Below are 25,719 nucleotides of genomic sequence, written 5' to 3'. Positions count from 1 at the left end.
AGAACACTTCGCTAGAGACGGCGAGGCGGGCTCCGGCTACGGCCGCAGCACGATCTTGCCATGAGTGTGCCCGCGTTCGAGCTCGGTGTAGGCGTCGCGGACCTGCGTCAACGGGTAGACGTTCGCGATGGGGACTTCGAGGTACCCGGCGGCGATCAGGTCGGCGAGTTCGGCGAGCACCTCGGCGGCCGGTCTGGTCCTGGGGCCGGGTTCGGTCTTGACTCCGTACTTCGCGGCTGCCGCGAAATCGATGGTGGTGTCGATTCGCTCGCGCGTGACGCCGAGAGCGAGGGCCAGTTCGACATACCCGTCGCCGAAGGTGTCGATGAAGGCATCGATGCCGTTCGGTGCGGCGACCTCGATCCGGCCCATGACGCCGTCACCGTATGCGACGGGAATGACGCCGTGGCTCCGCAGCCACTCGTGGCCGGGCTCGCTCGCCAGGCCGATGACCGTGGCTCCGGCACGGCGGGCGAGATGCACGGCCAGCGAGCCGACTCCACCGGCCGCGCCGGAGACGACCACGGTCCGACCCTGCTCGAGCTGTACGGAATGTACTGCACCCCATGCAGTTACGCCTGCGACGTAGAGGCCGCCCGCCACCTCCCAGGGGACGTTGTCCGGTTTGGGGATGAGGTTGTCGATGTCGACCACGACCAGCTCGGCCTGAGCCGACCGCCGTTCGGAGAATCCGATCACCTCGTCACCGGGCGAGAATCGTTCGACACCGCCGCCGAGCTCGACGACGACTCCGGCGAGGTCGCTACCCTGCCCGGCCGTGGGCACCGGGCGGTCGACATCGTCGATTCGCAGCACGTCGATTCCGCCGAATTCGTTGTACCGCACTGCTTTCATAGCCTTCGGCGTACTCGTCACCAGGGCACTGCTCCAGCGTCGTCGTGGAATTCGCCGGTCGGTCCGTCGTCGGGCAGGGTCGCGAGGCGAATCGCGATGGCCGCGCCCTGTCGCGGTGTGCGGACGCCTCGGAACCCGTTGAGATCGGTGGCCGTGAAACCGGGGCAGCCGCAGTTGATCAGGATGCCGGTGCCGCTCAGTTCTCGTGCGTATTGGATGGTGATGGCGTTGAGGAAGGTCTTCGACGCCAGGTAGGCGGTGGGAACCGGCCCCATGTCGATGCCGGGCGTGGTCTGCAGGGAGAGCGAGCCCACGCTGCTGGACATGTTCACGATTCGCGGTGATGCCGATCCGCGCAACATGGGCAGCATCGCGTTGGTGACCCGGATGACGCCGATCACGTTGGTGTCCACGACGTTTCGCACGGTCGCGGGGTCGAGAGAGGTGGGAATCTGCGGCGAACCGCCGGTGATGGCGGCATTGTTGACCAGCACGTCGAGTCCGCCGGCTCGGTCGGCGATCAGCGCGGCGGCGGCGGCGACGCTCGCGTCGTCGGTCACGTCGAGCGGCACACCGAACGCATCGATCCCGCTCGCGCACAGCTTCTCCACCGCGGTGTCGCGGCGTTGCCGATCCCGCGCGCCCACGCCGATTCGCCAGCCGAGTGCGCCCAGCCCCGCGGCGATCTCATATCCGATTCCCTTGTTCGCGCCGGTCACCAGCGCGATCGTCTGTTCGCTCACACCGCCGATCCTGCTGCGCCGCTCGGTGCGGCGTCCAAGACCGATCGGGTGGTCGGCGATACCGCACGGGTATCGGCACTGGTCAGCGCCGGATACCATGATTCGGTGGAGACGCGGGAGATGCGATATTTCGTCGCCGTGGCCGAGGAGCTGCACTTCGGGCGCGCGGCACAACGGCTCACGATGGCGCAACCGCCGCTGTCGCGGGCCATCCAGCAGCTGGAACGACGACTCGGAGTCGTGCTGCTGCACCGCGATTCCCGCGCGATCAGGTTGACCGAGGCCGGGTCGGTACTGCTGCGGGAGGCCCGGCTCGCCCTCGAAGCGGTCGAAGCCGCCGAACGCCGCACCCGTCGTGCCGCCACCGACCAGCCAGGGCTGGTGCTGGCCATCAAGGCAGGAGCATCGAGCGAACTGTTGTCGACACTGCTGGACGCCTACGCCGCCGATCCCTGCGCAGTCGCGGTCGACGTGGTGCTGTGCGGCCCCAGCGAACCGGAAAGACTGCTACGCAACGGAAGTGCCGACGTCGCTCTCCTGCACCGGCCTTACGACACGACGACCGGATTCGACACCGAGGACCTGCGCAACGAACGGCAGGTTCTGGTCCTGCCCGCCGAGCATCCCCTCGCTAACCGCCCGCACCTGTCCATGGCCGAGATCAACGCTCTGACCGACCTACCGCTGCCGCGCTGGCCCCGACCGGATGGAACGTTTTCGGACGGTCCCGGCCCGAAGGTTCGCGACCACACCCAGTTGACCCAGCTGATCAGGCTGGGGCGGGCCTGCGCGGTCATGCCCGAGTCGCTTCGAGCCCGGCTGCAAGACGATCACGCCATCGTGCCGGTGCCCGACGCACCACCGGTCACGACCGTCATAGCCTGGCCACCGCACAGCAGATCCACGGCCGTCGCCGACCTCGTCCGCACCGCGACATGCCTCTGGCCGGCGTCCGGCGAAGTAATCCGACCGGGCATGTCGCATGTCAACTGACTGAAGGCAGCCGCCCCGACCGATGATTTCGCGGCCCCCGACCGGTCACAGCTCATGACACCGTAGAAGGGATATCACCATGTCTGAGCTTCTCGTCGACTTCATCACTACTCTCGACGGCTACGCGTCAGGGGAGGGGTGGCCCGGTTTCTGGGGCCTCGAAGGCCCGGAATACCTCGCATGGCTCGGTGAGCAGCCCGAGGCAACCTATCTGATGGGAGCCAAAACCTACCGCCTGATGTCGGGCTTCGCCGCCGGCGAGATTCCGGCTGGCCAGGACGAGTTCAGGCCCGAAGAGGAGGCGTCCGTCGACGGGCTCACGCGAGCGTCCAAAGTGGTATTCTCATCCTCACTGGAGGAGCCGCTGACGTGGGCCAACTCCACGCTCGTCCGTGACGACGCCATCGAGACGGTCCGCGCCATGAAATCGAACGGGTCGGGGCTGCTCAGCACGATCGGCAGCCTGAGCCTGTGCCGTTCCCTGTTGCGGGCCGGGCTCGTCGACCGGTTCCGGGTCGTGATGTTCCCGGTCATCACCGGTGCCACGGGTGCGGAACGCATCTACGACGGCTATCCGGACGTCGCGCTCGAGATGATCGAGCATCGCACCTTCGACGGCCGTACCCAGCTGGTCGAGTACCGGCCCCGCGTCCTCGAGCACCCGCCGCTCGGTGGCCCTGCGTAACGTCACGCATCCGCGTTCACGGCCGGATCTTCCCGGTCGGGCCGCTCGCGTGCGGGTTGCCGCTGTGTCAGACGCACGGGTTTGGGTAGGCCGTTGACAGAGGCGTTCGGGTCCCCGGACGTGACGGTCGAGCGACAGTGAATGCGGAGGTGATTGCCGTGTCGGGTGCGCAATCGCAGCACATCGGACCCGGGCCAGCCACCCACGATCCGAGCCGGGAGCCGGTCGGTGAGCTGGTGCAGCAGGCGTCGCAGCAGCTCACCGAGCTGGTGCGTGGGGAGCTGAGGCTGGCACAGGCGGAGATGCGGGAGAAGGGCAAGCGGTACGGAATCAGTGGCGGGCTGTTCGGCGGTGCCGCCGTGGTCGGATTCCTGACCTTGCAGGCCCTGGTCTTCACCGTGATCGCGGCGCTGGCCGTGGCCTTGCCGATGTGGGCGTCGGCGCTGATCGTCACGGCGCTACTCGCCGTGATCACCGCGGTGCTGGCGCTGGTCGGTCGCAAGGAGGTCGATCAGGCCACCCCGCCGACACCCGAGCACACCATCGAAACCGTCAAAGCCGATATCGCTCAGATCAAGGAAAGCGCACACCGATGAATCAGCCGGACTCGGAGAAGAAGACCGCGGCCTCCGTCGACGAGCTGCGCGAGCAGGTCGAGCACACCCGTGAAGAACTCGGGCAGACCGTCGAAGCGCTCGCGGCCAAAACGGACGTCAAGGCCCGCGCGCAGGACCGGGCCGAGGTGGCCAAACACCAGGCCGCCGCCAAGGCTGAACAGTTGAAGCACAAGACCACCGACGCCGCCGAGCAGGCACGCAGTCACCCCGGCCTCGTACTCGCGGGTGTGGCGGGCGTGGTGATCGCGGTGTGGGCGGTGCGTCGCCGACGGAACGGGTGATCCAGTGAAATCAGTCGACATTGCCTACAAGCCGATCGGTCTCGTCCTGGGCGCGGTCAGCGGCCTGCTCGCCGCGGCGGTATTCAAGCAGACCTGGAAGGTGCTCCGCCACGACGAACAGGTCCCGGAAGCAACCGACCCGGATCGAAGCTGGCGGGAGGTCCTGCTCGCTGCCGTCGTCCAAGGCTCGATATTCGCCGGAGTCAAGGCCGCCGTCGACCGCGCCGGCGCCACCACCACCCACCGCTTGACCGGCACCTGGCCCAGCTGACACGCCCGGCGGCTGTCATGACGGTCTCGGGCGACGATGACTCCGGCACGACAGTGAAAAGCACCGCCGCGTGGTGAATCACGCGGCGGTGCTCGGTTGCGCGTCAGGCTTGGGCGGCGGCGGGCACGTCTCGGGTGCGGTCGAGTTTGGCGCTGTCCGCGAGTTTGAGCCAGATGACTCCGCCGATGATGACCGCGAGCCAGAATGCTTTGGCCAGGGTCAGGGTTTCGTGGAAGAAGACCGGTCCGAGGAGGGCGGCGCCGACGGCTCCGATACCGGCCCATACGGCGTACCCGATCCCGACGTCGATCTTCTTCAAGGCGACGCTGAGGAAGTACAGGGTGAAGAGGAAGAAGACGATGGCGACGGCCGACCAGAGCGGGTTGGTGAATCCCTCGCTGCCGTTCACGCTGAGGGCGTAGCCGATCTCGAAACCGCCGGCTGCCAGCAGTGCCAGCCAGGGCCCGGTCTTCTGTTCGACCGTTGCGGGTGCCGAAAGTGGCGTGGTGGTCATTGGGGTTGTCCTTTCACGAATGGGGGAGGGGGTTACACGGTTCCGGCGAGATTGAGTCCGACGACGCCGACGATGACGACGGCGATGCCGAGGAGCTTCTTCCAGGTCAAACGCTGGGCGAGGAACAGTGCGCCGATGACGACGATCGAGACCCCGGCCAGCGCGGTCCACAGGGCGTATCCGACGCCGACGTCGAAGGTCAGCAGGGCGAGGCTGAGGAAGAAGGTGGCGATCGCGCCGCTGACGAGCGTGCCGATCGTCCACCGCAGATTCGTGAAGCCCTGTGCCTTGCCCGCGGCGATGCCGACGGCGACCTCGAAGATGACCGCGATGCCCAGGTAGAGCCAGCTCATGACTATGTTCCTTTCAGATCTGATTGTAGATGCATGTACATGCAGTTATATGGACGGGAAAAAAAAGACGTTGTAGCAGCGGATAATTCAGGAATCGAGCAGTGTTTCGATCTCCCGCAGTGCCGCCCCGAGTTGCCTGATGTCGACGCCGGGGAAGTGTGCTGGGGCTGTGGTCAGGAGTTCGGTGATGCGATCTTCGTACGGGGATCGCGCACGACGGACCAATGCCTCGCCGTCTTCGGTGATTACCGCGTAGACGCCGCGCTTGTCATCCGCGCAAAGATCGCGACGAACGTAACCCTTCGACTCCAAGCGGGTAACCAGGCGCGTCGCCGAACTCTGATTCAAGCCGACTGCCTGCGCGAGATCATTGACGCGCAACTCCTTTTCGGGCGACTGGCTCACCAAACTCAGTGCACGAAACTCCGTCAGCCCGACGTGATAGGTATCGGCGAGCCACCGATCGAGGTTCGAGTCCACGGCGGAGGTCAGTGCGGCAACCTTCGACCAAGCGGCGCTGACGCCACCGCGTGGCATCCGCCCCGCCCCAGCTGTTTGCATGTACATGCATGTACTGTAACGGCTCTGCGGCGACAACGCCAGTGGGACCCGCAGACCGCCCTTCAGCCGCAGACGGTTGTCCCGACCGCCGGTATCTGCTCACCACGGCCCGGCCAAGCCCGGCCGTACGCGTTTCTACTCGCCACCACCCGGGCGTGCGCTGGTCAGGGCGGCCAGATCGAGCATGATGCGACTGTTCCCGACGGCCAGCGTCGCCCGGCCGGAGTACTCGCCCGCGCTTTCGTAGTGTTCGCCGATGAGCTGGAATGTGGTGAGGCTCGACGGTTCGTCCAGGTCGATGAGCCAGTAGTGGGGTATGCCCACTTCGGCGTACTCGGCGAACTTGGTGACGCGGTCGGTGCGTCGGCTGCCGTCGGAGAGTATCTCGACGGCGAGCAGCACGTCCGCGGGTTCCCAGCGGGGCAGATTGGCGGCTATACGGCTCGTCGGGACGACCAGCACATCGGGAACTCGGACGGTCGGTGGTGTGCCCGGCTCGATGACGAGTTCGACCTCCGTCAGGACGCCCTGGTCGGTCGGCAACTGCGGTTCGAGTTGCGCGGCCAGACGCCACATGGCGCGCTGGTGTTGGGACATCGGCCTCGGCGACACGACGAGAACCCCCTCGACGAGTTCATACCAGCGATTGTTGTCATGTGGGAGTGCGATCCAGTCGTCGAGGGTCAAGAGACGGTCCGGCCAGGACACGACATTCACCGCTGCCTCCCTTCGCAGGTATGAACCCTTGGCAAGTCTTGCACACGACACGCCGTATTCGCTGGTCCGCAGCCCCAGCGCGGGACCTATTCGAATGCTGGGGGCTGGCAGCGGGGGCAGAAGTAGATGCTGCGGTCGGCGCGGGTGGGTTCGTCGGGGTCGGGGAGGTGGCGGGCGAGCAGGTTGGTGGCGCAGCGGGGGCAGGGGCGGTGGTGGCGGCCGTAGGCCAGGGCTCGCCATGGGGGGTGGTGGGCGGCCTGGGTGAGGACTCGGTGAGCCTCGTCGACCAGGGCGGGGAGGTCGTCGATGTGTGCGACCGGGGTGGCGGGGTGCACCCTGCGGAGAAAGCAGATTTCGCTGCGGTAGATGTTGCCGATTCCGGCGAGGTTGCGTTGGTCCAGGAGGGCGAGGCCGATCGGTTGGTCAGGGTGGGTGCGCATGCGGCGCAGTGCTTCGTCGGGGTCCCAGTTCGGACCCAGCAGGTCGGGGCCGAGGTGGTCGGTGGCGGTGTGTTCGTCGGTGCGGGGCAGCACTTCCACCTGGCCGAGGGAGAAGCCGACCGCCTCCGTGTCGGCGGTGGCGAGGATGAGGCGGGCGGTGAAACCCGGCTTGGTCCAGCGTTGTCCAGGGGTGTAGACGCGCCAGGTGCCCTCCATTTTCAGGTGGGTGTGGATGCTGAGGCGCGGGGTGCGGACGAACAGGTGCTTGCCGTAGCTGCCGACACTGTCCACCGGCTCACCGCGCAGGTCGAGGGTGGCGTAGCGGGGTACGCGGAAATCGGTGCGGGTCAGCGTCTTTCCGACCAGCGCCGCGCGCAGCCGCTCGGCCGCCAGGAAGACGGTGTCACCCTCGGGCATGTCGACACCGTGGGACGGTCACGGACGGCTCCGTAGTCGGAAACCGCGCGGGGTGGGGGCGAAGCCCGCCGAGGTCAGGAAGTCGGCGAAGGTGTTGCCGTGCACGGATTCCCCGTTCACCCGGTCGATGACCAGCGAATCCACGCGCCGGGCGTGCACCAGTCCGGCCAGGGCACCGGCGGCGGCCGTGCGCACCGCCGGATCCTCGGTGAAGGTCAGCAGCGTCTTGCCGCCACGCTCCAGATACAGCGCCAGCTCGCCCTCCACCAGCACCACCAGCGCACCGGCCTTGCGTCCCGGCCGATGCCCCGCCCCCTCGGCCGCCGCCTTGGGCCACGGCAGCGCCGCCCCGTACGGATTCGCCGGATCGCAGGCGGCCAGCGCGAGAGCGGAACCGGCTGCCTCGGTTTCGTAGGAGCGCAGCCGGTCCACCACATCCGTGGTCGAGAACTGCGCGCCGCCCAGGGAATCCACGAAGTAGCCGCGGCGGCAGCGGCCGCGGTCCTCGAACTCGGTGAGCACCCGGTACATGAGGGCGAAGCCGCCGGGTACGCCCTCGCTCTGGACCGCGCCGCGGGTGAGTACGCCGTAGCGTTCCAGTAGCACGTCGGCGGTGGCGTGCGCGCGAATCGTATTGTCCGCCACCCGCTCCGGAAGCGGAGACCAGCGTCCGGCCACCTGCGGCGGGCTGGTGCGGGTCGGTGCGCCCGCGCGGGGGAGGTACATGCGTCCGCGCGGGGCGCGGCGCGGAGTGCGGTGGGCGGTGGTGGTGCGGGTGGTGCCGGAGAGCAGCGCGCGCACGGGGGCGAAGGTGTCACCGCCCACGTGGCCCGCCCACACCAGCTCCCACAGGGCGGTCACGACCGGGGTCTCGTCCTCGGTGCCGGTGGCCTCCGCCAACTGCCGGAAGAAGTACGCCCCACCGGAACTCGGCACCACCTGGGCGGTCGCGGATTCGCCCGTACCCGGGGCGGTGGCCGCGCCGATCACGGTCGCGCCCATGGCGGTCAGCAGGCTGATGTGTACCTCGCCGAGTTCCAGTTCGTCGGGCGGCGGCAGGGTGAGGGGCGCTTGGTCGGCCGGATGCAGGGCGATCCAGCCGTCCTTGGCGGTGATCGCGCCATGGCCGGACCAGAGCACCTCGCCGGTGGCCAGGAGTTCGTCCAGCATGGCGGGGGTGTAGTCGCGCACCCGCGACGGCAGCACGAGCGATTCCCAGGCCGAGGCCGGAATGGGCACGCCCGCAAGCTGTTCCACCACGGCGGCGACACCGTCCACGCCGCGCAGTTCCCCGGTGCCGACATGCTGCCAGGCGGGCAGGAATCGTCCGAGGGCGGCGGTGGCGACCGGCTCCACCTCCTTGCGGGCGGCGGCGAGCGAGCGGCGGCGCAGTCGGCGAAGCACCTGGCTGTCGCACCATTCGGCGCCCGCCGTTCCGGGCGTGAATTCGCCTTCCACCACTCGCTTTTCGAGCGCGAGGCGGTGCAGGGCGGTAGCAGCCACGGCCGAGCCGAGCCCGAAGCGGTGCGCCACCGCGTCCAGGGTGAACGGTCCGTGGGTGCGGGCGTAGCGGCCGACGAGATCGCCGAGCGGATCGGCCACCGGTTCCACGAATGCCGCCGGAACGCCGATGGGCAGTGGCACGCCGAGCGCGTCCCGCAGTCGAGCGGCATCCTCCACCGCCACCCACCAGCTCGATCCCGCGAAGGAGACCTCCAGCGCCCGATGGGTTTTCACCAACTCCGCGAACCACTCACGCGGGTCCGCGACACAGCGCAGCGCCGCCTCCTCGGCGGTGAGCGGCCCGAGCAGTCGCAGCAGATCGGCCAGCCCCTCCAGATCCCGGGCGTGCCGCTCCGGGGTGAGCCGCTGCAACTCCCGCTCGGTCAGCTCGAGTACCGCCGCGTCGAGCAGTTCGCGCAGTTCCACCCGGCCCAGCAGTTCCGCGAGCAGGCTGGAGTCCAGCGACAGCGCCGCCGCCCGCCGCTCGGCGAGGGGACTGTCGCCCTCGTACATGAACTGGCCGATGTAGTCGAACAGCAGCGAATTCGCGAAGGGCGACGGCGTGGCGGTCTCCACCTCGACCAGCCGCAGCTGCCGCCGCGCCACCCGGCTCAGCAGATCGCGCAGCGAGGGCAGGTCGTACACGTCCTGGAGGCATTCGCGCACCGTCTCCAGCAGCATGGGGAAGTCCGGGAACTTGCGCGCCACATCGAGCAGTTGCGCGGCCCGCTGCCGTTGCTGCCACAGCGGAGCCCGTTTGCCCGGATCGCGGCGCGGCAGTAGCAGTGCCCGCGCCGAACACTCCCGGAATCGTGAGGCGAACAGCGCCGAGCCGCCCACCTGCTCGGTCACCACATCGTCGATCTCATCCGGTTCGAAGACGAACAGCTCGGCCCCGGGTGGCTCGTCGGTGGTGTCCGGCAGCCGCACCACGATCCCGTCATCCGACGGTGTCGGCGCGGCATCCACCCCGAATCGTTCCCGCAGCCGCGCCCCCACCGCCAGCGCCCACGGCGCGTGCACCGGCAGCCCGTACGGCGAATGCAGCACCAGCCGCCAGTCACCCAATTCGTCCCGGAACCGCTCCACCAGCAGCGTCTTGTCCGTCGGCAGCTGTCCGGTCGCCGCCCGCTGCTCCTCCAGCAGCGCAACGAGATTCGCCGTGGCGTTCTCGTCCAGCCCCGCAGCCGCCGACACCGCGGGCAGACTCAGCTCCGAGCTGCCCGCAGGCACCTCGGTGTGCGTCGCGGTGCTCCGGTTCGACGCCGTGGCGGTCGAGGAAGTCCCGGACGCGCGCGATGGGCTGTGTGCGCTGTCGGACGCGTTCGTGGGTGGCCGGGTGCTCGCTCCGCGTCGACTCGCCGACCGCTCGACCGCCTGCCCGGCGCGGCGCACGAATTCGCCCAGCGCAGCACCCAATTCGGCCGGGCGGCCCAGCGAGTCACCGTGCCAGAAGGGCAGTCGCCCCGGCAGCCCGAACGCCGGGGTGACCAGCACCCGGTCGAAGGTGATCTCCTCGATGCGCCAGCTGGTGGCCCCGAGCGCGAACACATCCCCGACGCGGGATTCGTACACCATCTCCTCGTCGAGTTCGCCGACGCGCGACGCCTTCTCGCCCACCATGAACACCGGGAACAGGCCGCGATCCGGAATGGCCCCGCCGGAGGTGACCGCCAGTCGCTGCGCCCCCGGCCGTCCGGTGAGCGTCCCGGCGTCGCGATCCCACACGATGCGCGGCCGCAGTTCGGCGAACTCGTCGGACGGATACCGCCCGGACAGCAGATCCAGCACCGATTCGTAGGCCGAACGCGGCAGTGCCGCATAGCTTCCCGTACTCCGCACCACCTCGAACCAGGCATCGGCGTCCAGTGGTTCCAGCGCGCACGCCGCCACGGTCTGCTGGGCGAGGATGTCCAGGGGGTGCGCCGGAATCTTCAGCTCCTCGATCTGCCCGGCGGTCATGCGCATCGACGCCACCGCGCAGTGGATGACGTCGGTGCGGTGCTTGGGGAAGATCACGCCGCGCGAGATCTCGCCCACCTGGTGTCCGGCTCGTCCGACGCGTTGCAGCCCGCTCGCCACCGAGGGCGGTGCCTCGACCTGCACCACCAATTCCACCGCACCCATATCGATGCCGAGTTCCAGACTGCTGGTGGCCACCACGCAGCGCAGCCGCCCGCTCTTGAGGTCGTCCTCGATGAGCGCCCGCTGCTCCTTGCTCACCGAGCCGTGGTGCGCCCGCGCCAGCAGCGGCGCGGCGCCGTGCACCACCTCGGTCGACGGACCCAGCTGGGCGGGCGGCGCGTGCTCGGTATCCACCGTCTCCCCGAGCCGGGCCGCGTACGCCTCGTTCAGCCGGGCGGTGAGCCGTTCCGAGAGCCGCCGCGAATTGGCGAACACGATGGAGGACCGGTGTTCGAGCACCAGGTCCACGATGGCCTCGTCCACGTGCGGCCAGATGGAGGCGGCCTCCCCGGACTCGTCCGGTTCGGTCATATCCGCCACCGGCACCCGCACGGTGAGGTCGAAGGTCTTGGGTGCGGGCGGTGACACGATGGTGATCGGGGCATCGCCCACCAGGAACCGTCCCACCTCGGCGGGCGGGCGCACCGTGGCCGACAGCCCGATCCGCTGTGCCGGGCGTTCGGTCAGCAAATCCAGTCGGGCCAGTGAAAGTGCAAGGTGCGCACCGCGTTTGGACCCGGCAATGGCATGCACCTCGTCCACGATCACGGTGTGCACCCCGCGCAGCGTCTCGCGCGCCGCCGAGGTGAGCATGAGGAACAGCGACTCGGGCGTGGTGATGAGGATGTCGGGCGGCGTGCGCTGCATGGACCGCCGATCCGCGGCGCTGGTATCCCCCGATCGCACCCCCACCCGGATCTCCGGCGGCTTCGACCCCAACCGCTTGGCCGTCTGCGTCACCCCCACCAGCGGCGCGCGCAGATTCCGCTCCACGTCCACGGCCAGCGCCTTCAGCGGCGAGATGTACAGCACCGAGGTGGTGCGCGGCCCCTCCGCGGGTTCGCGTGCGGCCAGCCGGTCGATGGCCCACAGGAACGCCGACAGCGTTTTGCCCGACCCGGTCGGCGCGACGACGAGCGTGTGTTCCCCGGCGGAAATGGCCTCCCAGGCCCCCAACTGCGCGGCCGTCGGCGCGGGGAACGCGCCGTCGAACCACTGCCGGGTGGCGGGGGAGAACCGATCCATGCCCCCAGTCTGCACCCGGGCACCGACATCGTCCGGATATCACCCGGTCACAGTCGAGACAACGGCGGGCAATCGAAGTACGCCCGCCGATGCCGCGCGTACGCTTTCCAACCGTGCAGAAGGTGCTAAGACTCGACCTGGTCAGTCACGGCATGACCGAGGCGATGCGCAAGGCACGATTCCCCGTCGACGAACCGCTCACCGAAGCCGGACGGCGGGCCGCCTCCGCCTGCGGACGTCTCAATACCGCCCGGGTGCTGACCGCGCCGGAACGCCGCACCGTCGAAACGGCCGCCCTGATGGGACTGCTGGGCGCCGAGGACGACCGACTACGCGACCTGGACGCGGGCGCGTGGCGCGGCGGCGAACTCATGACGGTGCCCAAGGAGGACCTCTACGCCTGGCTCACCGACCCCACCTTCAAGGGGCACGGGGGCGAGTCCGTGGTGGACGTGATCGAGCGGACGGCCCAGTGGCTGGCCGATATCGCCGCCGACGGGGAGCCGACCATCGCCATCACCCATCCCGCCGTCATCCGGTGCGCACTGCTGGTGGCGCTGGACGCGCCCGCGAAGTCGTTCTGGCGCATCGACATTCCGCCGGTGAGCATTACCCGGCTGCACTACCGAGGCGAGTGGACCCTGCACTTCCGGGCGTGACCGCGCCGCCTGCCCCGGGGGTGATCATGGACCGCACCGCATCGGTGATCAGCCGCGCCGACAGGCTCGGGTCGATGGCCCGCTGAATCCCCAGCCCCAGACCGAGGCTCAGCACCGCGGTGGCGGCGTCCTCCGGCGGCATGGGCAGCGCGATGCCCAGCGATCCGGCCAGCCTCTGCAATTGCGCGGCGACGGTGCCGCGAATCAGCGACAGATTCGACACCAGCGCGGCCTGTAGCGCCGGATCGTCGCGCGCCACGATGGCGAACTCGAATTCCAGCATGGTCCAGCCGATATCACCGAGGGTGCGCTCGGCCCAGTCCTGGAAGGCCGCCATGCGTTCGTCGAATGCCTCGTGCGCGGCCAGCAGCGCGCTCACCTCGCCGAACTTGGTCTCGTGAATGAGTTCGAGCACCTCCAGGCACAGCTGGGATTTGGTGCGGAAGTTCGAGTACACCGCGCCCTTGGAATAGCCGGCCTCGTCGGCGACGCGCTCCAGGCTGGTCTTGGCGTAGCCGTCGGTGAGGAAGAGGTCACGCGCGGTGGCCAGCAGATCCGCGCGGGTGCGGGCCTGGCTCTCGGACCGGGTGAGACGTGGCATGCGTCGATTCTATGTACCCACAGTTTTGGGATACCGCCGGTATCCGAGAACTGCTAGTGTTCGAAACCATGAGTAACAGCAACGGGTCACAGCGACGTGGCCTGGCCATCGGCTGCGGGGGCACGCTCGGCGCGGCGTGGATCATCGCCGCCCTGGCCGCGGCGCGCGACGTACTGGACTGGGATCCGCGCACGGCGGACGCCATGATCGGCACCTCCGCGGGGGCCGAAATGGTCACCCTGCTCGGCAGCGGCATCGCGGTGGACGACCTGGTCGCCGTGCAGCGGGGGGAGTCGAGCGATCCGGTGCTGACCGCGCATATGCGCGCGGAGCCGGGCCGCTTCCCACCGCTGCCGCGACCGCGCCTCGGCGCGCCCGCGGGCACGCTGCGCGCCCTGCGCGACGGTCGGATCTCCGGCGGTCAGCGTCTGCTGACCGCCGCCAGCGGACTGCTGCCCGTCGGCGGCGGCGATCCGGGCTGGTTGCAGCGGCTGGCCGACCGGCTGCGACCGGACGGCGGCTGGCTGCCGCATCCGGCGGCCCGGCTGGTGGCCATGGACTACGCCACCGGAGAACGGGTGGCGTTCGGCGCGCCCGGTGCACCGGAGGCGAATCTCGGTGCGGCCCTGCGGGCCTCATGGGCGGTGCCGGGCTGGTTCCCGCCGGTGCCCATCGCCGGACGCCGCTTCATCGACGGCGGCGCGGCCTCCACCGCCTCGGTGGACCTGCTCATCCCCGATCACCTCGACGAGATCGTGGTGCTCACCCCCATGGCCTCCGCCACCCCGGTGCCCGCCACCGGCCCCGGACACCTCCTCGAACGCCAACTGCGCCAGCGGATGAGCGCGCGGCTCGACGACGAGATAGCGCGGGTGCGCGCCACCGGCACCAAGGTGCTGTGCCTCGGAGCCGGCGCCGAGGACCTGGCGGTGATGGGCCCGAACTTCATGGACGGCCGCCGCCGCCGAGAGACCTTCGAACACAGTCTGGTCAGCACCCGCAAGGCCATGGAGCAAGGGGAATTCGCATGAGCATCTTCGGAAGCGGCTATCCGGCAATTGATCCGAAAGGGGCCCGGGTTCTGGTCACCGGGGCCGGGCGGGGGATCGGCCGGTGCACGGCCGAGCTGTTCGCGGGCAAGGGCGCGCAGGTCGCCATCGCCGACGTCGACACCGCCGCCGCCGAGGCCACCGCGGCGGCGCTGGGGGCCAAGGCATTCGAACTCGATGTCCGTGATCGCGCACAGTGGGACCGGGTGGTCACCGAATTCGGAGGCGTCGACATCCTGGTGAACAATGCCGGTGTCATGCCCGCCGGGGCCTTCCTGGACGAGCCGGACGCGGTGGGCCGCACCACCATGGACGTGAACGTCTGGGGGCTCATCCACGGCATGCGCGCGGTCGCGCCCGGCATGATCGACCGCGGGTCCGGTCATATCGTGAATGTCGCCTCGCTGGCGGGCAAGATCCCGCTGCCGGGGCTGGCCGTCTACAACGCCAGCAAGTTCGCCGCCGTCGGCCTCTCCGCGGCCACCCGGCTGGAATTCGCCGAGCACGGCGTGAGCGTCAGCTGCGTCATGCCTTCCGCCGTCCGCACCCGCCTGTCGTCGGGACTGACACTGGGACACGGCCTTCCGACCGTCGACCCGGAGGACGTGGCCGCCGCCGTCGTCCAGACCGTCCGCACCCGCAAGGCGGAGGTGGCCGTCCCCAACTACCTCGGACCGGTGGACGTGGCCCTGGCCGCCGCCCCCGAACCGGCGGTCCGCCTGGTTCGCCGCCTGTTCGGCGGCGACCGCGCCCTGCACCCCGCCGACACCGCCACCCGCGAGCGGTACGAGGCGCAGATCCGCGCCATCGCCACCGAGGACACGGACTGACCCGCGCCGCGCCCACCGCCGTCGGTCGGCGACTACTCGAAGCGGATGCCCTGTGCCAGCGGTAGTTCGGTCGAGTAGTTGACGGTATTGGTGGCCCGGCGCATGTACGCCTTCCACGAGTCCGAGCCGGATTCGCGACCGCCGCCGGTCTCCTTCTCGCCACCGAACGCGCCGCCGATCTCCGCACCCGAGGTGCCGATATTGACATTGGCGATACCGCAGTCGGAGCCGTCGGCGGCCAGGAAGCGTTCCGCCTCGCGCTGGTCGCGGGTGAAGATCGCGGACGAAAGGCCCTGTGGCACACCGTTGTGCAGGTCGATGGCGGCGTCCAGGTCGTGGTAGGGGAGTGCGTAGAGAATGGGGGCGAAGGTCTCCTCGCGCACCACCGCGGTCTGGGCGGGCATCCGCACCAGCGCGGGGCGCACGTAGAAGGCGTCCTCGCCGAAACCCTCCACCCGCTCACCGCCGCAGATCAACTCGCCGCCGTCCTCGAGCGCGCGCTGCAGCGCGGCCTGCATGCCGAGGTAGCCCGCACTATTGATGAGCGGACCCACCAGCACCCCCTCGTCGAGCGGATTGCCCACGCGCAGTTGCCGGTACGCGGCCGCCACCCGATCCAGCAGCGGTCCGATCACGTCCGCGTGCACGATGAGCCGCCGCAGGGTGGTGCAGCGCTGCCCGGCGGTGCCGGCGGCGGCGAACACGATGGCCCGCGCGGCCAGATCCAGATCCGCCGACGGCGTCACCACCGCGGCGTTGTTGCCGCCCAACTCCAGCAGGCAGCGGCCGAATCGGGCCGCCACCCGCGGGGCCACCGTGCGGCCCATGCGCACCGACCCGGTGGCGCTCACCAGTGCGACCCGGGCGTCGTCGACCAGCTGTTCACCCACCTCGGCCGAGCCCTGAATCAGTTGGTGCACTTCGGGATCCGCCCCCGCCTCGACCGCCGCGCGGCGCAGCAGGGTGTGGCAGGCCAGCGCCGTGAGCGGCGTGGTCTCCGACGGCTTCCACACCACGGTGTCACCGCACACCAGCGCCAGCGCGGTATTCCAGGCCCACACGGCCACGGGGAAGTTGAACGCCGAGATCACCCCGACCACCCCGAGCGGATGCCAGGTCTCCATGAGCCGGTGCCCCGGGCGTTCCGACGGCATGGTGCGCCCGTACAGCTGGCGCGACTGGCCGATGGCGAATTCGCAGATGTCGATCATCTCCTGCACTTCGCCGCGCGCCTCGGCCGGGATCTTGCCCGCCTCCAGCGTCACCAGTTCGCCGAGCTCCTCCTGATGCTCGGCCAGCAGGGCGGCCAGCCGCCGCACCACCGCCGCGCGCACCGGCGCGGGCACGGTGCGCCAGTCCCGGAAGGCCGCCGCCGCCCGCTCGACGGCCGCGTCCACCTCCGCCCGGGAACTCGGTCGCAGGCTGGCCAAGTCACCGCCGGTGATGGGAGTGCGGGCCGGTAGCGGACCCGGCTCCGGCATGGCCACGCCGAGCCGCTGCAACAGCGCCTCGGCGCGGTTCCTCAGCTCGCGAGTGTTGCGCTCGGTCAATGCCTGAGTCATCTGCACCTCCTGGGTTCCCACCACCGAGTTCGGTTCGCCGCGTTAGTCTTCGCTGATGGCGGATACACCGGCGAAACCCGTACTCGACGATATCGATCGACTGCTGATACGCGAACTGATTGCCGATGGTCGCGCCACCCTGTCCAACCTTGCCGAGAAGGCGAACCTGTCGGTTTCCGCCGTGCAGTCGCGGGTGCGGCGGTTGGAGGCGCGTGGCGTGATTCGCGGCTACACGGCGAATGTGGATCCCGAGGCGTTGGGTCAGATGCTGTCGGCATTCGTCGCGATCACTCCTCTCGACCCGTCGCAGCCCGATGACGCGCCCGCGCTCCTGCAACATGTACCCGGAATCGAGGCATGTCATTCGGTGGCCGGCGAGGAGAGCTACATGCTGCTGGTCCGGGTGGCGTCCCCCCGGCACCTGGAGCAACTGCTGCAAGAGATCCGCGCGACCGCGAACGTCAGGACACGAAGCACCATCATTCTGCAGACATTCTATGACAAGTAGCTCCAGATCGTAATTATTTCGTTGTTTACGGGTCTCGCCGTTAATTTTCCTTTACAGTGGTGGCGTGACCCTCGAATTCGATCGGCTCGGGGCGGTTGCCGAAACGACACTGGTCACCCCCGCCCGGGTGCACGAAATCCTGTCCGCTTCCATCCTCGCGGACGGTTTCGACATGGTCCTGGACCTGCGGAAATCCCGCGGTCTCCGTTTGGTCGACGCCCGTACCGGTGACGTCTACCTCGACATGTTCGGGTTCTTCGCCTCCAACGCGCTGGGGATGAACCACCCCGCGCTGGCCGACGACCGCGCCTTCCGCGCGAGCCTGTCGGACGCGGCGATCAACAAGCCCAGCAACTCCGATATCTACACCGTCGAAATGGCCCGCTTCGTGGAGACGTTCACGCGGGTGCTCGGCGACCCTCGGCTACCGCACCTTTTCTTCATCGACGGTGGCGGCCTCGCGGTGGAGAACGCCCTCAAGACGGCCTTCGACTGGAAGAGCCGCCACAATGAAATGCACGGTCGCCCAGCCGAACTCGGCACCAAGGTGCTGCATCTGACCGGAGCCTTCCACGGGCGCACCGGCTACACCATGTCGCTCACCAACACCGATCCGGTGAAGACGGCACGGTTCCCCACATTCGACTGGCCGCGCATCGAGACCCCGTACCTGGCCTCCGGGCGTGATCTGGAGGCCGCCGAGCGCCGCGCGCTGGACCAGGCCATTCGCGCCTTCACCGCGCATCCGCACGATATCGCCTGCTTCATCGCAGAACCCATCCAGGGCGAGGGCGGCGACCGGCACATGCGGCCGGAATTCCTGCGCACCATGCAGGATCTGTGCCACGACAACGACGCGCTGTTCATTCTCGACGAGGTGCAGACCGGCGTCGGTATGACCGGCAGCGTGTGGGCCTACCAGCAGCTCGGGCTGGAACCGGATGTGGTGGCCTTCGGCAAGAAGACTCAGGTGTGCGGGATCATGGCGGGCGGCCGGGTGGACGAGGTGCCCGACAATGTCTTCCGGGTGAGCTCGCGGCTCAACTCCACCTGGGGCGGCAACCTCACCGACATGGTGCGGTCGCGGCGGCTTCTCGAGGTCATCTCGCGGGACGGATTGGTCACGGCCGCAAAGGAACTGGGTGAGCATCTGCTGGAGCGGCTGACGACCCTGGCCGTCGACCACGCCGCGGTGAGCGATCCGCGCGGGCGCGGTCTCATGTGCGCCGTCACCCTGGAGTCGGCGGGTCTGCGTGACGAGGTGCTGACGCGCCTGCGGGAGGAGGAGCGGGTGCTGATCCTCGGCACCGGCGAGCGCGGCATCCGGTTCCGGCCGCCGCTCACCGTCACCGTCGCCGAACTCGACGAGGCCGTGGACGCCCTGGATCGCGTACTGACCCGCTAGCGCTCGGCCTGGAACCGGGCCGGTGTCGACCGCACGTCGCACCGGCCTGTTCCGCCGCGCGCGGAAACCCCTATTCGACACCGAATCCGGCAACTGTTCCGCGCGCGGAACAGTTGGGTTCGCGGCCGTCGAGAATCGGTGACCAGCAGGCAATTCACCCGTTCCGACCAGCGTTTTTCTACTGGCGGGTAGCCAATAGCGATACCGGTCAGTAGCACCCGGCGGATTACAAAGGGGGCCTGGTACTGGTTACACTCGCGGCCATGACGAGTGTCCAGCAGCAGCCTTCGCCGGGGTCGGCGGGCGCCCCAGATATCCACACCACCGCCGGCAAGTTGGCTGACCTGCGCAGTCGCCTCGAGGAAGCCAAGCACCCGGTGGGTGAGGCCGTGGTCGACAAGGTGCACGCCAAGGGCAAGATGACCGCGCGCGAGCGCATTCTCGCCCTGCTGGACGAGGGCTCGTTCGTCGAACTCGACGCACTGGCCCGGCACCGCAGCGTGAACTTCGGCCTGGAGAACAACCGTCCCCTCGGCGACGGTGTGGTCACCGGCTACGGCACCGTCGACGGCCGCGACGTCTGCATCTTCTCCCAGGACGTCACCGTGTTCGGCGGCTCCCTCGGCGAGGTGTACGGCGAGAAGATCGTCAAGGTCATGGATCTGGCACTCAAGACCGGCCGCCCGCTCATCGGCATCAACGAGGGCGCGGGCGCGCGCATCCAGGAGGGCGTCGTCTCCCTGGGCCTCTACGGCGAGATCTTCCACCGCAATATCCAGGCCTCCGGCGTGATCCCGCAGATCTCGCTCATCATGGGCCCGGCCGCCGGTGGGCACGTGTACTCGCCCGCGCTGACCGACTTCGTCGTCATGGTCGACCAGACCTCGCAGATGTTCGTGACCGGTCCGGACGTCATCAAGACCGTCACCGGTGAAGAGGTCACCATGGAGGAGCTGGGCGGCGCCCACACCCACATGGTCAAGTCCGGTGTCGCCCACTACGTCGCCTCCGGCGAGCAGGACGCGCTCGACTATGTCAAGGACCTGCTGTCCTACCTGCCGAGCAACAACCGGGCCGAGGCGCCGCGCTTCCCGGCGTCGGACCCGATCGAGGGCGCGATCGAGGATTCCCTCACCGAGGAGGACCTCGAGCTCGACACCATCATCCCGGACTCGCCGAACCAGCCCTATGACATGCACGAGGTCATTCGCTGCCTGGTCGACGACGACGAGTTCCTGGAGGTGCAGGCCGAGCGCGCGATGAACATCATCGTCGGCTTCGCCCGCATCGACGGCCGCAGCATCGGCATCGTGGCCAACCAGCCCACCCAGTTCGCGGGCTGCCTGGACATCGACGCCTCGGAGAAGGCCGCACGCTTCGTGCGCACCTGCGACGCCTTCAATATTCCGATCATCACCCTGGTGGACGTGCCGGGCTTCCTGCCGGGTACCGGCCAGGAGTTCAACGGCATCATCCGCCGCGGCGCCAAGCTGCTCTACGCCTACGGTGAGGCCACTGTGGGTAAGATCACAATTATCACCCGCAAGGCATACGGCGGCGCCTACGACGTCATGGGCTCCAAGCACATGGGGGCCGATGTGAATCTGGCGTGGCCGACGGCGCAGATCGCCGTCATGGGCGCGTCGGGCGCGGTCGGCTTCGTCTACCGCAAGCAATTGCAGCAGGCCGCCGCGGAGGGCAGCGACGTCGACGCGCTGCGCCTGGAATTGCAGAACGAGTACGAAGACACCCTGGTCAACCCCTATGTGGCGGCCGAGCGCGGCTATGTGGACGCGGTCATCCCGCCCTCGCACACCCGTGGTCAGATCGTCTCCGCCCTGCGTCTGCTCGAACGCAAGATGGTGACGCTGCCGCCGAAGAAGCACGGCAACATTCCGCTCTGATGCGGCGATAAGCGCGGTATGGGGCGCACACTGAGTTGGGTACGGACGTGCAATTCCATACCGCGCACCATCGCCCCATCCGAGTGAAAATGGTTATGGCCAAACCCTCGCCGTCGAGGGAACCAACGAATACCGTTTGCGGACCGGAACCGATCCGGACGCGAACCAACCGCCACGAGCGGTGAACGGACAGGAGGACTGGCGCTGTGACGACCATGGCAGATGAAGAGGTTTTGCGCGCCGCCGAACTGGATCTGGCGGTCGACGAGTTCGTCGAGGTGGTCGACGCGCCCGTCGCCGCGGCCGAACCGGCCCACGCGGGCCCGGTGGTGCAGGTGCTGAAGGGCAATCCGACCGACGACGAGCTGGCCGCCCTGGTGGCCGTGCTCACCGCGGCCGCGGCCAATGCCGCCGCCGCTCCCGCCGCCACCGGCCCGGCCGATATGTGGGGCCGCCCGACCCTGCTGCACCGCGGCACTTCGCCATTCTCGCCCTACGCGTTCCCGGCCCTGTCCCACCTGCGGGACTGAGCGGCTCCACCGGGTGCGACGGCTTGCGCGCGACCACGCGCGGCGTCGAACGCGCCTGCTGGAATACTGAGCGCCGTGACCGTATTCGTACTGGCCTCCGCGTCCCCGGCCCGGCGCGGCGTACTGCGCAACGCGGGTATCGAACCCGTGGTCCGGGTGTCGAATGTCGACGAGGACGCGGTCGCCGCCGCACTGCCCGCCAGCGCCACCCCGGAACGGGTGGTCGTGGAACTGGCGCGCGCCAAGGCGCGCGCCGTCGCCGCCACCCTCGATCCCGTCGAGTTCGCCGATTCCGTTGTGGTGGGCTGCGATTCGATGCTGCTGATCGACGGCGAGCTACAGGGCAAACCGTTGACCGTCGAGGTGGTGCGGGCGCGCTGGGCCGAGATGGCCGGGCGCGCCGCGGATCTGCTCACCGGACACTGCGTACTGCGCCTGCGCGACGGGGACATCGTCGCCGAAGCCGCCGATTGCAGCGGCACCACAGTGCATTTCGCCAAACCCGAACCCGAGGCGCTGGAGGCGTACCTGGCGTCGGGGGAGCCGTTGCAGGTGGCCGGGGCGTTCACCCTGGACGGCCGGGGCGGCTGGTTCGTGGAGCGGATCGAGGGCGATCCGTCCAGCGTCATCGGTATCGGGCTACCGCTGGTTCGTCGACTGCTTGCCGAGGTGGGCGTCGGAATTGCGGAGCTGTGGGTCGGTGCCGCGGAGCTGGGGATCGACACTGCGTAACTGTGGCGCCACCCGGCTGGTGGCCGGGGCCAGGCGTGGTTCCACCTCGTCGGCCTCGGTCGGCGGCTCCTCCGCGGCGGTGGCCGGGACCGGTTCGCCCGCAGGGGGTTTCAGCAGCTCCAGGCGTGCCACGCAGAGTTCCGGCTCCACGAACGGATGCAGTCGCACCTGCACGTGATCGCGGGCGCCGTTGCGGTCCAGCACTTCACGCATGAGGCCCAGGTGCACGCCGCACACCACCTCCGAATGCGTGCGCGCGAGTTCGCGCAGCGGGCAGGCGGTGAGCCGGACCAGAGCCTGCTGGTCGGTTTCGCTGGCCGGGTCGCGTTCCGGTGCGAAACCGAGTTCGGAGGCCAGGGTGATGGTCAGGTCCTTGGCGTCGTCCAGCGTTTCGACGGGCTGGTCGACCGATTCCATCTTCGCGCCCCACACCCGGCCCGCCGCCACGGCGGCATCGGAGCGTCGCCGCGGGTCGGTGCCCAGCTGGTCGGCCAGCACCTGCGCGAGCTCCTGATAACCCACCGATCGCTGTACGGCGGTGTAGCCGATGCGCGGGCGTCCGCGACCGCGCGGCGGCTGCTGGAATTGGCGTACGAGCGATTCGCGGGTGAGCACGTCCAAATGGAAACGAACCGTAGTCACATGCTGGCCGGTGACCCGGGCGAGCTCCTGTGCGTCGAGAGGCTCGCTGGCGCCACGTAGGATCGCGAGCAGACGCCGTCGTGGCCAAGAATCGGACATAGCTCACCCCTCCTCCCGGGAGACTTTATCGGATGAAGCTGCGCTTTATTCGTTCAATCATCTGATTCGTGATCTGAAACGAGTTTCGTTACCGCCACCCGCTTACGATCGGTGCAGAGATCTTCAACCGTCACAACCTACCCACCGAGCGTGAAGGACCGACACCTTGCCCGTCGCCCCGGACCCGAATCCCTCGTTCGGCACCTACGCATATCCTCACCGACTAGTAACCACAGAATGGCTGTCGGCAAACATCGGCGCGCCGGGACTCAAGATCATCGAGACCAATGAGGACATTCTCCTCTACGACATCGGTCACGTCCCCGGAGCCATCAAGATCGATTGGCGAACCGAGCTCATCGACCCGCTCACCCGCGATGTCGTGAACGCGGAACGGTTCGCCGAACTCATGCGCATCAAGGGCATCGAACGCGACGACACCGTGGTCGTCTACGGGGACAAGGGCAACGGCACCGCCGCGGCCACGGTCTGGACCATGCACCTGTACGGGCATCAGGATGTGCGACTGCTCGACGGCGGTCGCGACGCGTGGATCTCCGAGGCTCGCGACACCACCTTCGAGGTGCCCTTCGCCGGAGCGGGCGACTACCCGAAGGTGGACCGGGACGACCGCACGGCGCGGGCGTTCCGCGAGGACGTGGTGGACGGCCTCGGCGGATCGCTGGTGGATGTGCGTCCGCTGGCGGAGTACACGGGCGAACACACCCTGCTCACCGATCACGAACTGGAACGCGCACTGCGCGGCGGCCACATCCCCACGGCGGTGAACATTCCGTGGATGACCGCCGTCGGCCCCGATTCGCGCTTCCGGCCGCACGCCGAACTCGACGTCGTCTACGGTGCGGTCGGCGCGGCCCCGATCGTCTACGGTCGGGTGGGCGAGCGGTCCGCGCACACCTGGTTCGTGCTCACCTTCCTGCTCGGTATCGAGGGGGTGCGTAACTATGACGGCTCCTGGACCGAATGGGGTAATGCGGTCGGAATGCCGATCGTCATGGGAGCCGAGCCGGGTACCGCACCCGAGATCGCCGCGCGCAGGTAGCGACCACGGGCGTTGTAGAGTGTCGCATCGGTCACTCTTCGGGCCTACTCCTCGGTAGCCCTATCCCGACTCGGTGGTTGTTGGCAGACTGCCTACACTGCCCAAGACGAAAGCTTTGAGAGCACAGGAGGCTCAGTGCCCAACCATGCCAACGCGCAGATCACCAAGGTCCTCGTAGCCAATCGAGGCGAGATCGCCGTGCGCGTGATCCGGGCTGCCAAGGACGCCGGGATCGCCAGCGTCGCCGTGTACGCCGAACCGGACGCCGACGCGCCGTTCGTGCAGCTCGCCGACGAGGCGTTCGCCCTGGGTGGTCAGACCTCGGCCGAGTCGTACCTGGTGTTCGACAAGATCCTCGATGCCGCCGCCAAGTCCGGCGCCGACGCGATCCACCCCGGCTACGGCTTCCTGTCGGAGAACGCCGATTTCGCGCAGGCCGTGCTCGACGCGGGCCTCATCTGGATCGGACCCTCCCCGCAGTCCATTCGCGATCTGGGCGACAAGGTCACCGCGCGCCACATCGCCGAGCGCGCGCAGGCCCCCATGGCCGCGGGCACCAAGGACCCCGTCAAGGACGCGCAGGAAGTCGTCGCGTTCGCCGAGCAGTACGGCGTTCCGGTGGCCATCAAGGCCGCCTTCGGTGGTGGCGGTCGCGGCATGAAGGTCGCGCACACCATCGAGGAGATTCCGGAGCTGTTCGACTCCGCCGTGCGCGAGGCCACCGCCGCCTTCGGTCGCGGCGAATGCTTCGTGGAGCAGTACCTGGACAAGGCCCGCCACGTCGAGGCCCAGGTCATCGCCGACAAGCACGGCAATGTGGTGGTCGCCGGCACCCGGGACTGCTCGCTGCAGCGCCGCTTCCAGAAGCTGGTCGAGGAGGCCCCCGCGCCGTTCCTCTCCGACGAGGTGCGCGCCAAGATCCACGAATCCGCCAAGCGGATCTGCCGCGAGGCCGGATACTACGGCGCCGGCACCGTGGAGTACCTGGTGCAGGGCGAGACCGTGTCCTTCCTCGAGGTGAACACCCGCCTCCAGGTCGAGCACCCGGTCACCGAGGAGACCGCCGGCATCGACCTGGTGCGCCAGCAGTTCCGCATCGCCGAGGGCCACGAACTGAGCATCACCGAGGATCCGACACCGCGCGGGCACTCCTTCGAGTTCCGTATCAACGGTGAGGACGCGGGCCGCAACTTCCTGCCCGCCCCCGGCCCGGTCACCGTGTACAAGGAGCCGACCGGCCCCGGCGTGCGCGTGGATTCCGGCGTGGTCGAGGGCAGCGTCATCGGCGGCCAGTTCGACTCCATGCTCGCCAAGCTCATCGTCACCGGCGAGAACCGCGAGCAGGCATTGCAGCGCGCCCGCCGCGCCCTGGCCGAATACCAGGTCGAGGGCCTGGCCACCGTCATCCCCTTCCACCGCCACATCGTGGAGAACCCGGCCTTCATCGGCGACGGCACCAAGTTCGACGTCTACACCAAGTGGATCGAGAACGAGTGGGACAACCCCATCGAGCCCTACACCGGCGGCCAGCCCATCGAGGCGGACGACGAGGAGCCCCGTCAGAAGGTGGTCGTCGAGGTCGGCGGCCGTCGCCTGGAGGTGTCGCTGCCCGGACAGTTCACCGTCGGCGCGGGTGCGACCGGTGGCGGCAACGGCGCGGGCGTCATCCGCAAGAAGCCGAAGCCGCGCAAGCGTGGCGGGGCCGGTGGCGGCGCCGCCTCCGGTGATGCCGTGACCGCGCCCATGCAGGGCACCGTGGTCAAGGTCGCCGTCGAGGAGGGGCAGTCGGTCGAGGCCGGTGACCTGGTGGTGGTGCTCGAGGCCATGAAGATGGAGAACCCGGTGACCGCGCACAAGGCCGGTGTCATCACCGGACTGACGGTGGAGGCCGGTGCGGCCATCACCCAGGGCACCGTGCTCGCCGAGATCAAGTGAGTTCGCGCCGGATTCCGTAGTCCGGCAATGCTTCTCGAAC

Annotated in this window: 26 protein-coding genes; 15 read left to right on the top strand and 11 right to left on the bottom strand. The window is 68.7% G+C overall.

Annotated elements, in window-relative coordinates; genetic code table 11:
• Positions 1 to 36 precede the first annotated feature (36 nt).
• Entirely contained in the window at positions 37 to 855 is an 819-nt protein-coding gene (locus FOH10_RS25595; protein WP_143982638.1) for an NADP-dependent oxidoreductase, read from the bottom strand.
• A gap of 17 nt (positions 856 to 872) precedes the next feature.
• Positions 873 to 1,598 carry an SDR family NAD(P)-dependent oxidoreductase gene (locus FOH10_RS25590; protein ID WP_143982637.1) on the bottom strand — a complete coding sequence of 242 codons (726 nt, stop codon included), beginning with the start codon at positions 1,596 to 1,598 and terminating at the stop codon, positions 873 to 875.
• Between the two features lie 105 nt (positions 1,599 to 1,703).
• Between FOH10_RS25590 and FOH10_RS25585 the strand changes: the two genes are divergently transcribed.
• From FOH10_RS25585 to FOH10_RS25565, 5 genes are all read left to right on the top strand, one after another.
• Complete coding sequence (locus tag FOH10_RS25585; protein ID WP_143982636.1) at positions 1,704 to 2,591, top strand: LysR family transcriptional regulator; 888 nt, start codon at positions 1,704 to 1,706, stop codon at positions 2,589 to 2,591.
• 79 nt (positions 2,592 to 2,670) lie between these two features.
• Complete coding sequence (locus tag FOH10_RS25580) at positions 2,671 to 3,276, top strand: dihydrofolate reductase family protein (protein WP_143982635.1); 606 nt, start codon at positions 2,671 to 2,673, stop codon at positions 3,274 to 3,276.
• 158 nt (positions 3,277 to 3,434) lie between these two features.
• Positions 3,435 to 3,872 (top strand): phage holin family protein, encoded by a 438-nt coding sequence (locus FOH10_RS25575; protein WP_221937872.1) that lies wholly within the window; start codon positions 3,435 to 3,437, stop codon positions 3,870 to 3,872.
• Complete coding sequence (locus FOH10_RS25570) at positions 3,869 to 4,174, top strand: DUF3618 domain-containing protein (RefSeq protein WP_143982634.1); 306 nt, start codon at positions 3,869 to 3,871, stop codon at positions 4,172 to 4,174. The genes FOH10_RS25575 and FOH10_RS25570 overlap by 4 nt, the downstream gene beginning before the upstream one ends.
• A 4-nt stretch (positions 4,175 to 4,178) precedes the next feature.
• Positions 4,179 to 4,445, top strand: coding sequence for a DUF4235 domain-containing protein (locus FOH10_RS25565; protein WP_143982633.1), 267 nt, complete (start codon positions 4,179 to 4,181; stop codon positions 4,443 to 4,445).
• Positions 4,446 to 4,548: 103 nt separating this feature from the next.
• Here FOH10_RS25565 and FOH10_RS25560 read toward each other — a convergent pair whose 3' ends face one another.
• From FOH10_RS25560 to FOH10_RS25535, 6 genes are all read right to left on the bottom strand, one after another.
• Entirely contained in the window at positions 4,549 to 4,959 is a 411-nt protein-coding gene (locus FOH10_RS25560; protein WP_143982632.1) for a DMT family transporter, read from the bottom strand.
• 32 nt (positions 4,960 to 4,991) lie between these two features.
• Positions 4,992 to 5,312 (bottom strand): DMT family transporter, encoded by a 321-nt coding sequence (locus FOH10_RS25555; protein WP_039810458.1) that lies wholly within the window; start codon positions 5,310 to 5,312, stop codon positions 4,992 to 4,994.
• 87 nt (positions 5,313 to 5,399) lie between these two features.
• A complete protein-coding gene (locus FOH10_RS25550) occupies positions 5,400 to 5,879 on the bottom strand; it encodes a MarR family winged helix-turn-helix transcriptional regulator (RefSeq protein WP_244961371.1) in 480 nt (159 codons plus the stop codon).
• 129 nt (positions 5,880 to 6,008) lie between these two features.
• Entirely contained in the window at positions 6,009 to 6,590 is a 582-nt protein-coding gene (locus FOH10_RS25545; RefSeq protein ID WP_143982631.1) for a Uma2 family endonuclease, read from the bottom strand.
• 86 nt (positions 6,591 to 6,676) lie between these two features.
• Positions 6,677 to 7,447 carry a DNA-formamidopyrimidine glycosylase family protein gene (locus tag FOH10_RS25540; protein WP_143982630.1) on the bottom strand — a complete coding sequence of 257 codons (771 nt, stop codon included), beginning with the start codon at positions 7,445 to 7,447 and terminating at the stop codon, positions 6,677 to 6,679.
• Between the two features lie 18 nt (positions 7,448 to 7,465).
• On the bottom strand, positions 7,466 to 12,160 hold the full coding sequence (locus FOH10_RS25535) for an ATP-dependent helicase (RefSeq protein ID WP_143982629.1): 4,695 nt from the start codon (positions 12,158 to 12,160) through the stop codon (positions 7,466 to 7,468).
• Between the two features lie 113 nt (positions 12,161 to 12,273).
• Here FOH10_RS25535 and FOH10_RS25530 point away from each other — a divergent pair, with 113 nt between their 5' ends.
• On the top strand, positions 12,274 to 12,819 hold the full coding sequence (locus tag FOH10_RS25530; RefSeq protein ID WP_029925649.1) for a histidine phosphatase family protein: 546 nt from the start codon (positions 12,274 to 12,276) through the stop codon (positions 12,817 to 12,819).
• On the opposite strand, the gene FOH10_RS25525 is transcribed toward FOH10_RS25530, so the two are convergent.
• The gene (locus tag FOH10_RS25525; protein WP_143982628.1) at positions 12,770 to 13,420 is read right to left on the bottom strand and encodes a TetR/AcrR family transcriptional regulator; all 651 of its coding nucleotides are present in this window, start codon (positions 13,418 to 13,420) and stop codon (positions 12,770 to 12,772) included. The two genes, FOH10_RS25530 and FOH10_RS25525, sit on opposite strands and share 50 nt — an antisense overlap.
• A 68-nt stretch (positions 13,421 to 13,488) precedes the next feature.
• On the opposite strand from FOH10_RS25525, the gene FOH10_RS25520 reads away from it, so the two are divergent.
• The gene (locus FOH10_RS25520; RefSeq protein ID WP_143982627.1) at positions 13,489 to 14,451 is read left to right on the top strand and encodes a patatin-like phospholipase family protein; all 963 of its coding nucleotides are present in this window, start codon (positions 13,489 to 13,491) and stop codon (positions 14,449 to 14,451) included.
• Positions 14,448 to 15,299, top strand: a complete 852-nt coding sequence (locus tag FOH10_RS25515; protein WP_143982626.1) for an SDR family oxidoreductase — start codon at positions 14,448 to 14,450, stop codon at positions 15,297 to 15,299. Before FOH10_RS25520 ends, FOH10_RS25515 begins: the two co-directional genes overlap by 4 nt.
• Before the next feature lie 32 nt (positions 15,300 to 15,331).
• On the opposite strand, the gene amaB is transcribed toward FOH10_RS25515, so the two are convergent.
• Positions 15,332 to 16,861, bottom strand: a complete 1,530-nt coding sequence (gene amaB, locus FOH10_RS25510) for an L-piperidine-6-carboxylate dehydrogenase (protein WP_143982625.1) — start codon at positions 16,859 to 16,861, stop codon at positions 15,332 to 15,334.
• Positions 16,862 to 16,916: 55 nt separating this feature from the next.
• Here amaB and FOH10_RS25505 point away from each other — a divergent pair, with 55 nt between their 5' ends.
• The 5 genes from FOH10_RS25505 (at position 16,917) to FOH10_RS25485 (ending at position 21,940) form a co-directional block, all read left to right on the top strand.
• A complete protein-coding gene (locus FOH10_RS25505; RefSeq protein WP_029925658.1) occupies positions 16,917 to 17,369 on the top strand; it encodes an Lrp/AsnC family transcriptional regulator in 453 nt (150 codons plus the stop codon).
• A 64-nt stretch (positions 17,370 to 17,433) separates the two neighbouring features.
• Positions 17,434 to 18,774: an L-lysine 6-transaminase gene (gene lat, locus FOH10_RS25500; protein WP_081592270.1), complete on the top strand. Its 1,341-nt coding sequence runs from the start codon at positions 17,434 to 17,436 to the stop codon at positions 18,772 to 18,774.
• A gap of 263 nt (positions 18,775 to 19,037) precedes the next feature.
• Entirely contained in the window at positions 19,038 to 20,678 is a 1,641-nt protein-coding gene (locus tag FOH10_RS25495; RefSeq protein WP_039810469.1) for an acyl-CoA carboxylase subunit beta, read from the top strand.
• A gap of 215 nt (positions 20,679 to 20,893) precedes the next feature.
• Entirely contained in the window at positions 20,894 to 21,208 is a 315-nt protein-coding gene (locus tag FOH10_RS25490) for an acyl-CoA carboxylase subunit epsilon (RefSeq protein ID WP_228813762.1), read from the top strand.
• Positions 21,209 to 21,283: 75 nt separating this feature from the next.
• A complete protein-coding gene (locus FOH10_RS25485; RefSeq protein ID WP_143982623.1) occupies positions 21,284 to 21,940 on the top strand; it encodes a Maf family protein in 657 nt (218 codons plus the stop codon).
• Here the strand turns inward: FOH10_RS25485 and FOH10_RS25480 are convergent.
• On the bottom strand, positions 21,848 to 22,582 hold the full coding sequence (locus tag FOH10_RS25480) for a helix-turn-helix transcriptional regulator (protein WP_244961370.1): 735 nt from the start codon (positions 22,580 to 22,582) through the stop codon (positions 21,848 to 21,850). The two genes, FOH10_RS25485 and FOH10_RS25480, sit on opposite strands and share 93 nt — an antisense overlap.
• Positions 22,583 to 22,847: 265 nt before the next feature.
• Here FOH10_RS25480 and FOH10_RS25475 point away from each other — a divergent pair, with 265 nt between their 5' ends.
• Both FOH10_RS25475 and FOH10_RS25470 read left to right on the top strand, forming a co-directional pair.
• The gene (locus tag FOH10_RS25475; protein ID WP_143982622.1) at positions 22,848 to 23,744 is read left to right on the top strand and encodes a sulfurtransferase; all 897 of its coding nucleotides are present in this window, start codon (positions 22,848 to 22,850) and stop codon (positions 23,742 to 23,744) included.
• A 135-nt stretch (positions 23,745 to 23,879) separates the two neighbouring features.
• A complete protein-coding gene (locus tag FOH10_RS25470; RefSeq protein WP_029925671.1) occupies positions 23,880 to 25,679 on the top strand; it encodes an acetyl-CoA carboxylase biotin carboxylase subunit in 1,800 nt (599 codons plus the stop codon).
• Positions 25,680 to 25,719: the final 40 nt, after the last annotated feature.

The organism is Nocardia otitidiscaviarum, from assembly GCF_007362295.1.
GTDB lineage: Bacteria > Actinomycetota > Actinomycetes > Mycobacteriales > Mycobacteriaceae > Nocardia > Nocardia otitidiscaviarum.
Note: the sequence above shows the minus strand (reverse complement) of the source record. Positions and strands in the feature narration are given on the sequence as shown.

Excerpts from the sequence above, each read along its gene's own strand:
- FOH10_RS25595 (WP_143982638.1), bottom strand. The coding sequence starts at position 855 with ATGAAAGCAGTGCGGTACAACGAATTCGGCGGAATCGACGTGCTGCGA.
- FOH10_RS25580 (WP_143982635.1), top strand. The coding sequence starts at position 2,671 with ATGTCTGAGCTTCTCGTCGACTTCATCACTACTCTCGACGGCTACGCG.
- FOH10_RS25570 (WP_143982634.1), top strand. The coding sequence starts at position 3,869 with ATGAATCAGCCGGACTCGGAGAAGAAGACCGCGGCCTCCGTCGACGAG.
- FOH10_RS25560 (WP_143982632.1), bottom strand. The coding sequence starts at position 4,959 with ATGACCACCACGCCACTTTCGGCACCCGCAACGGTCGAACAGAAGACC.
- FOH10_RS25555 (WP_039810458.1), bottom strand. The coding sequence starts at position 5,312 with ATGAGCTGGCTCTACCTGGGCATCGCGGTCATCTTCGAGGTCGCCGTC.
- FOH10_RS25550 (WP_244961371.1), bottom strand. The coding sequence starts at position 5,879 with ATGTACATGCAAACAGCTGGGGCGGGGCGGATGCCACGCGGTGGCGTC.
- FOH10_RS25540 (WP_143982630.1), bottom strand. The coding sequence starts at position 7,447 with ATGCCCGAGGGTGACACCGTCTTCCTGGCGGCCGAGCGGCTGCGCGCG.
- FOH10_RS25535 (WP_143982629.1), bottom strand. The coding sequence starts at position 12,160 with ATGGATCGGTTCTCCCCCGCCACCCGGCAGTGGTTCGACGGCGCGTTC.
- FOH10_RS25525 (WP_143982628.1), bottom strand. The coding sequence starts at position 13,420 with ATGCCACGTCTCACCCGGTCCGAGAGCCAGGCCCGCACCCGCGCGGAT.
- FOH10_RS25520 (WP_143982627.1), top strand. The coding sequence starts at position 13,489 with ATGAGTAACAGCAACGGGTCACAGCGACGTGGCCTGGCCATCGGCTGC.
- FOH10_RS25515 (WP_143982626.1), top strand. The coding sequence starts at position 14,448 with ATGAGCATCTTCGGAAGCGGCTATCCGGCAATTGATCCGAAAGGGGCC.
- amaB (WP_143982625.1), bottom strand. The coding sequence starts at position 16,861 with ATGACTCAGGCATTGACCGAGCGCAACACTCGCGAGCTGAGGAACCGC.
- FOH10_RS25505 (WP_029925658.1), top strand. The coding sequence starts at position 16,917 with ATGGCGGATACACCGGCGAAACCCGTACTCGACGATATCGATCGACTG.
- FOH10_RS25495 (WP_039810469.1), top strand. The coding sequence starts at position 19,038 with ATGACGAGTGTCCAGCAGCAGCCTTCGCCGGGGTCGGCGGGCGCCCCA.
- FOH10_RS25490 (WP_228813762.1), top strand. The coding sequence starts at position 20,894 with ATGGCAGATGAAGAGGTTTTGCGCGCCGCCGAACTGGATCTGGCGGTC.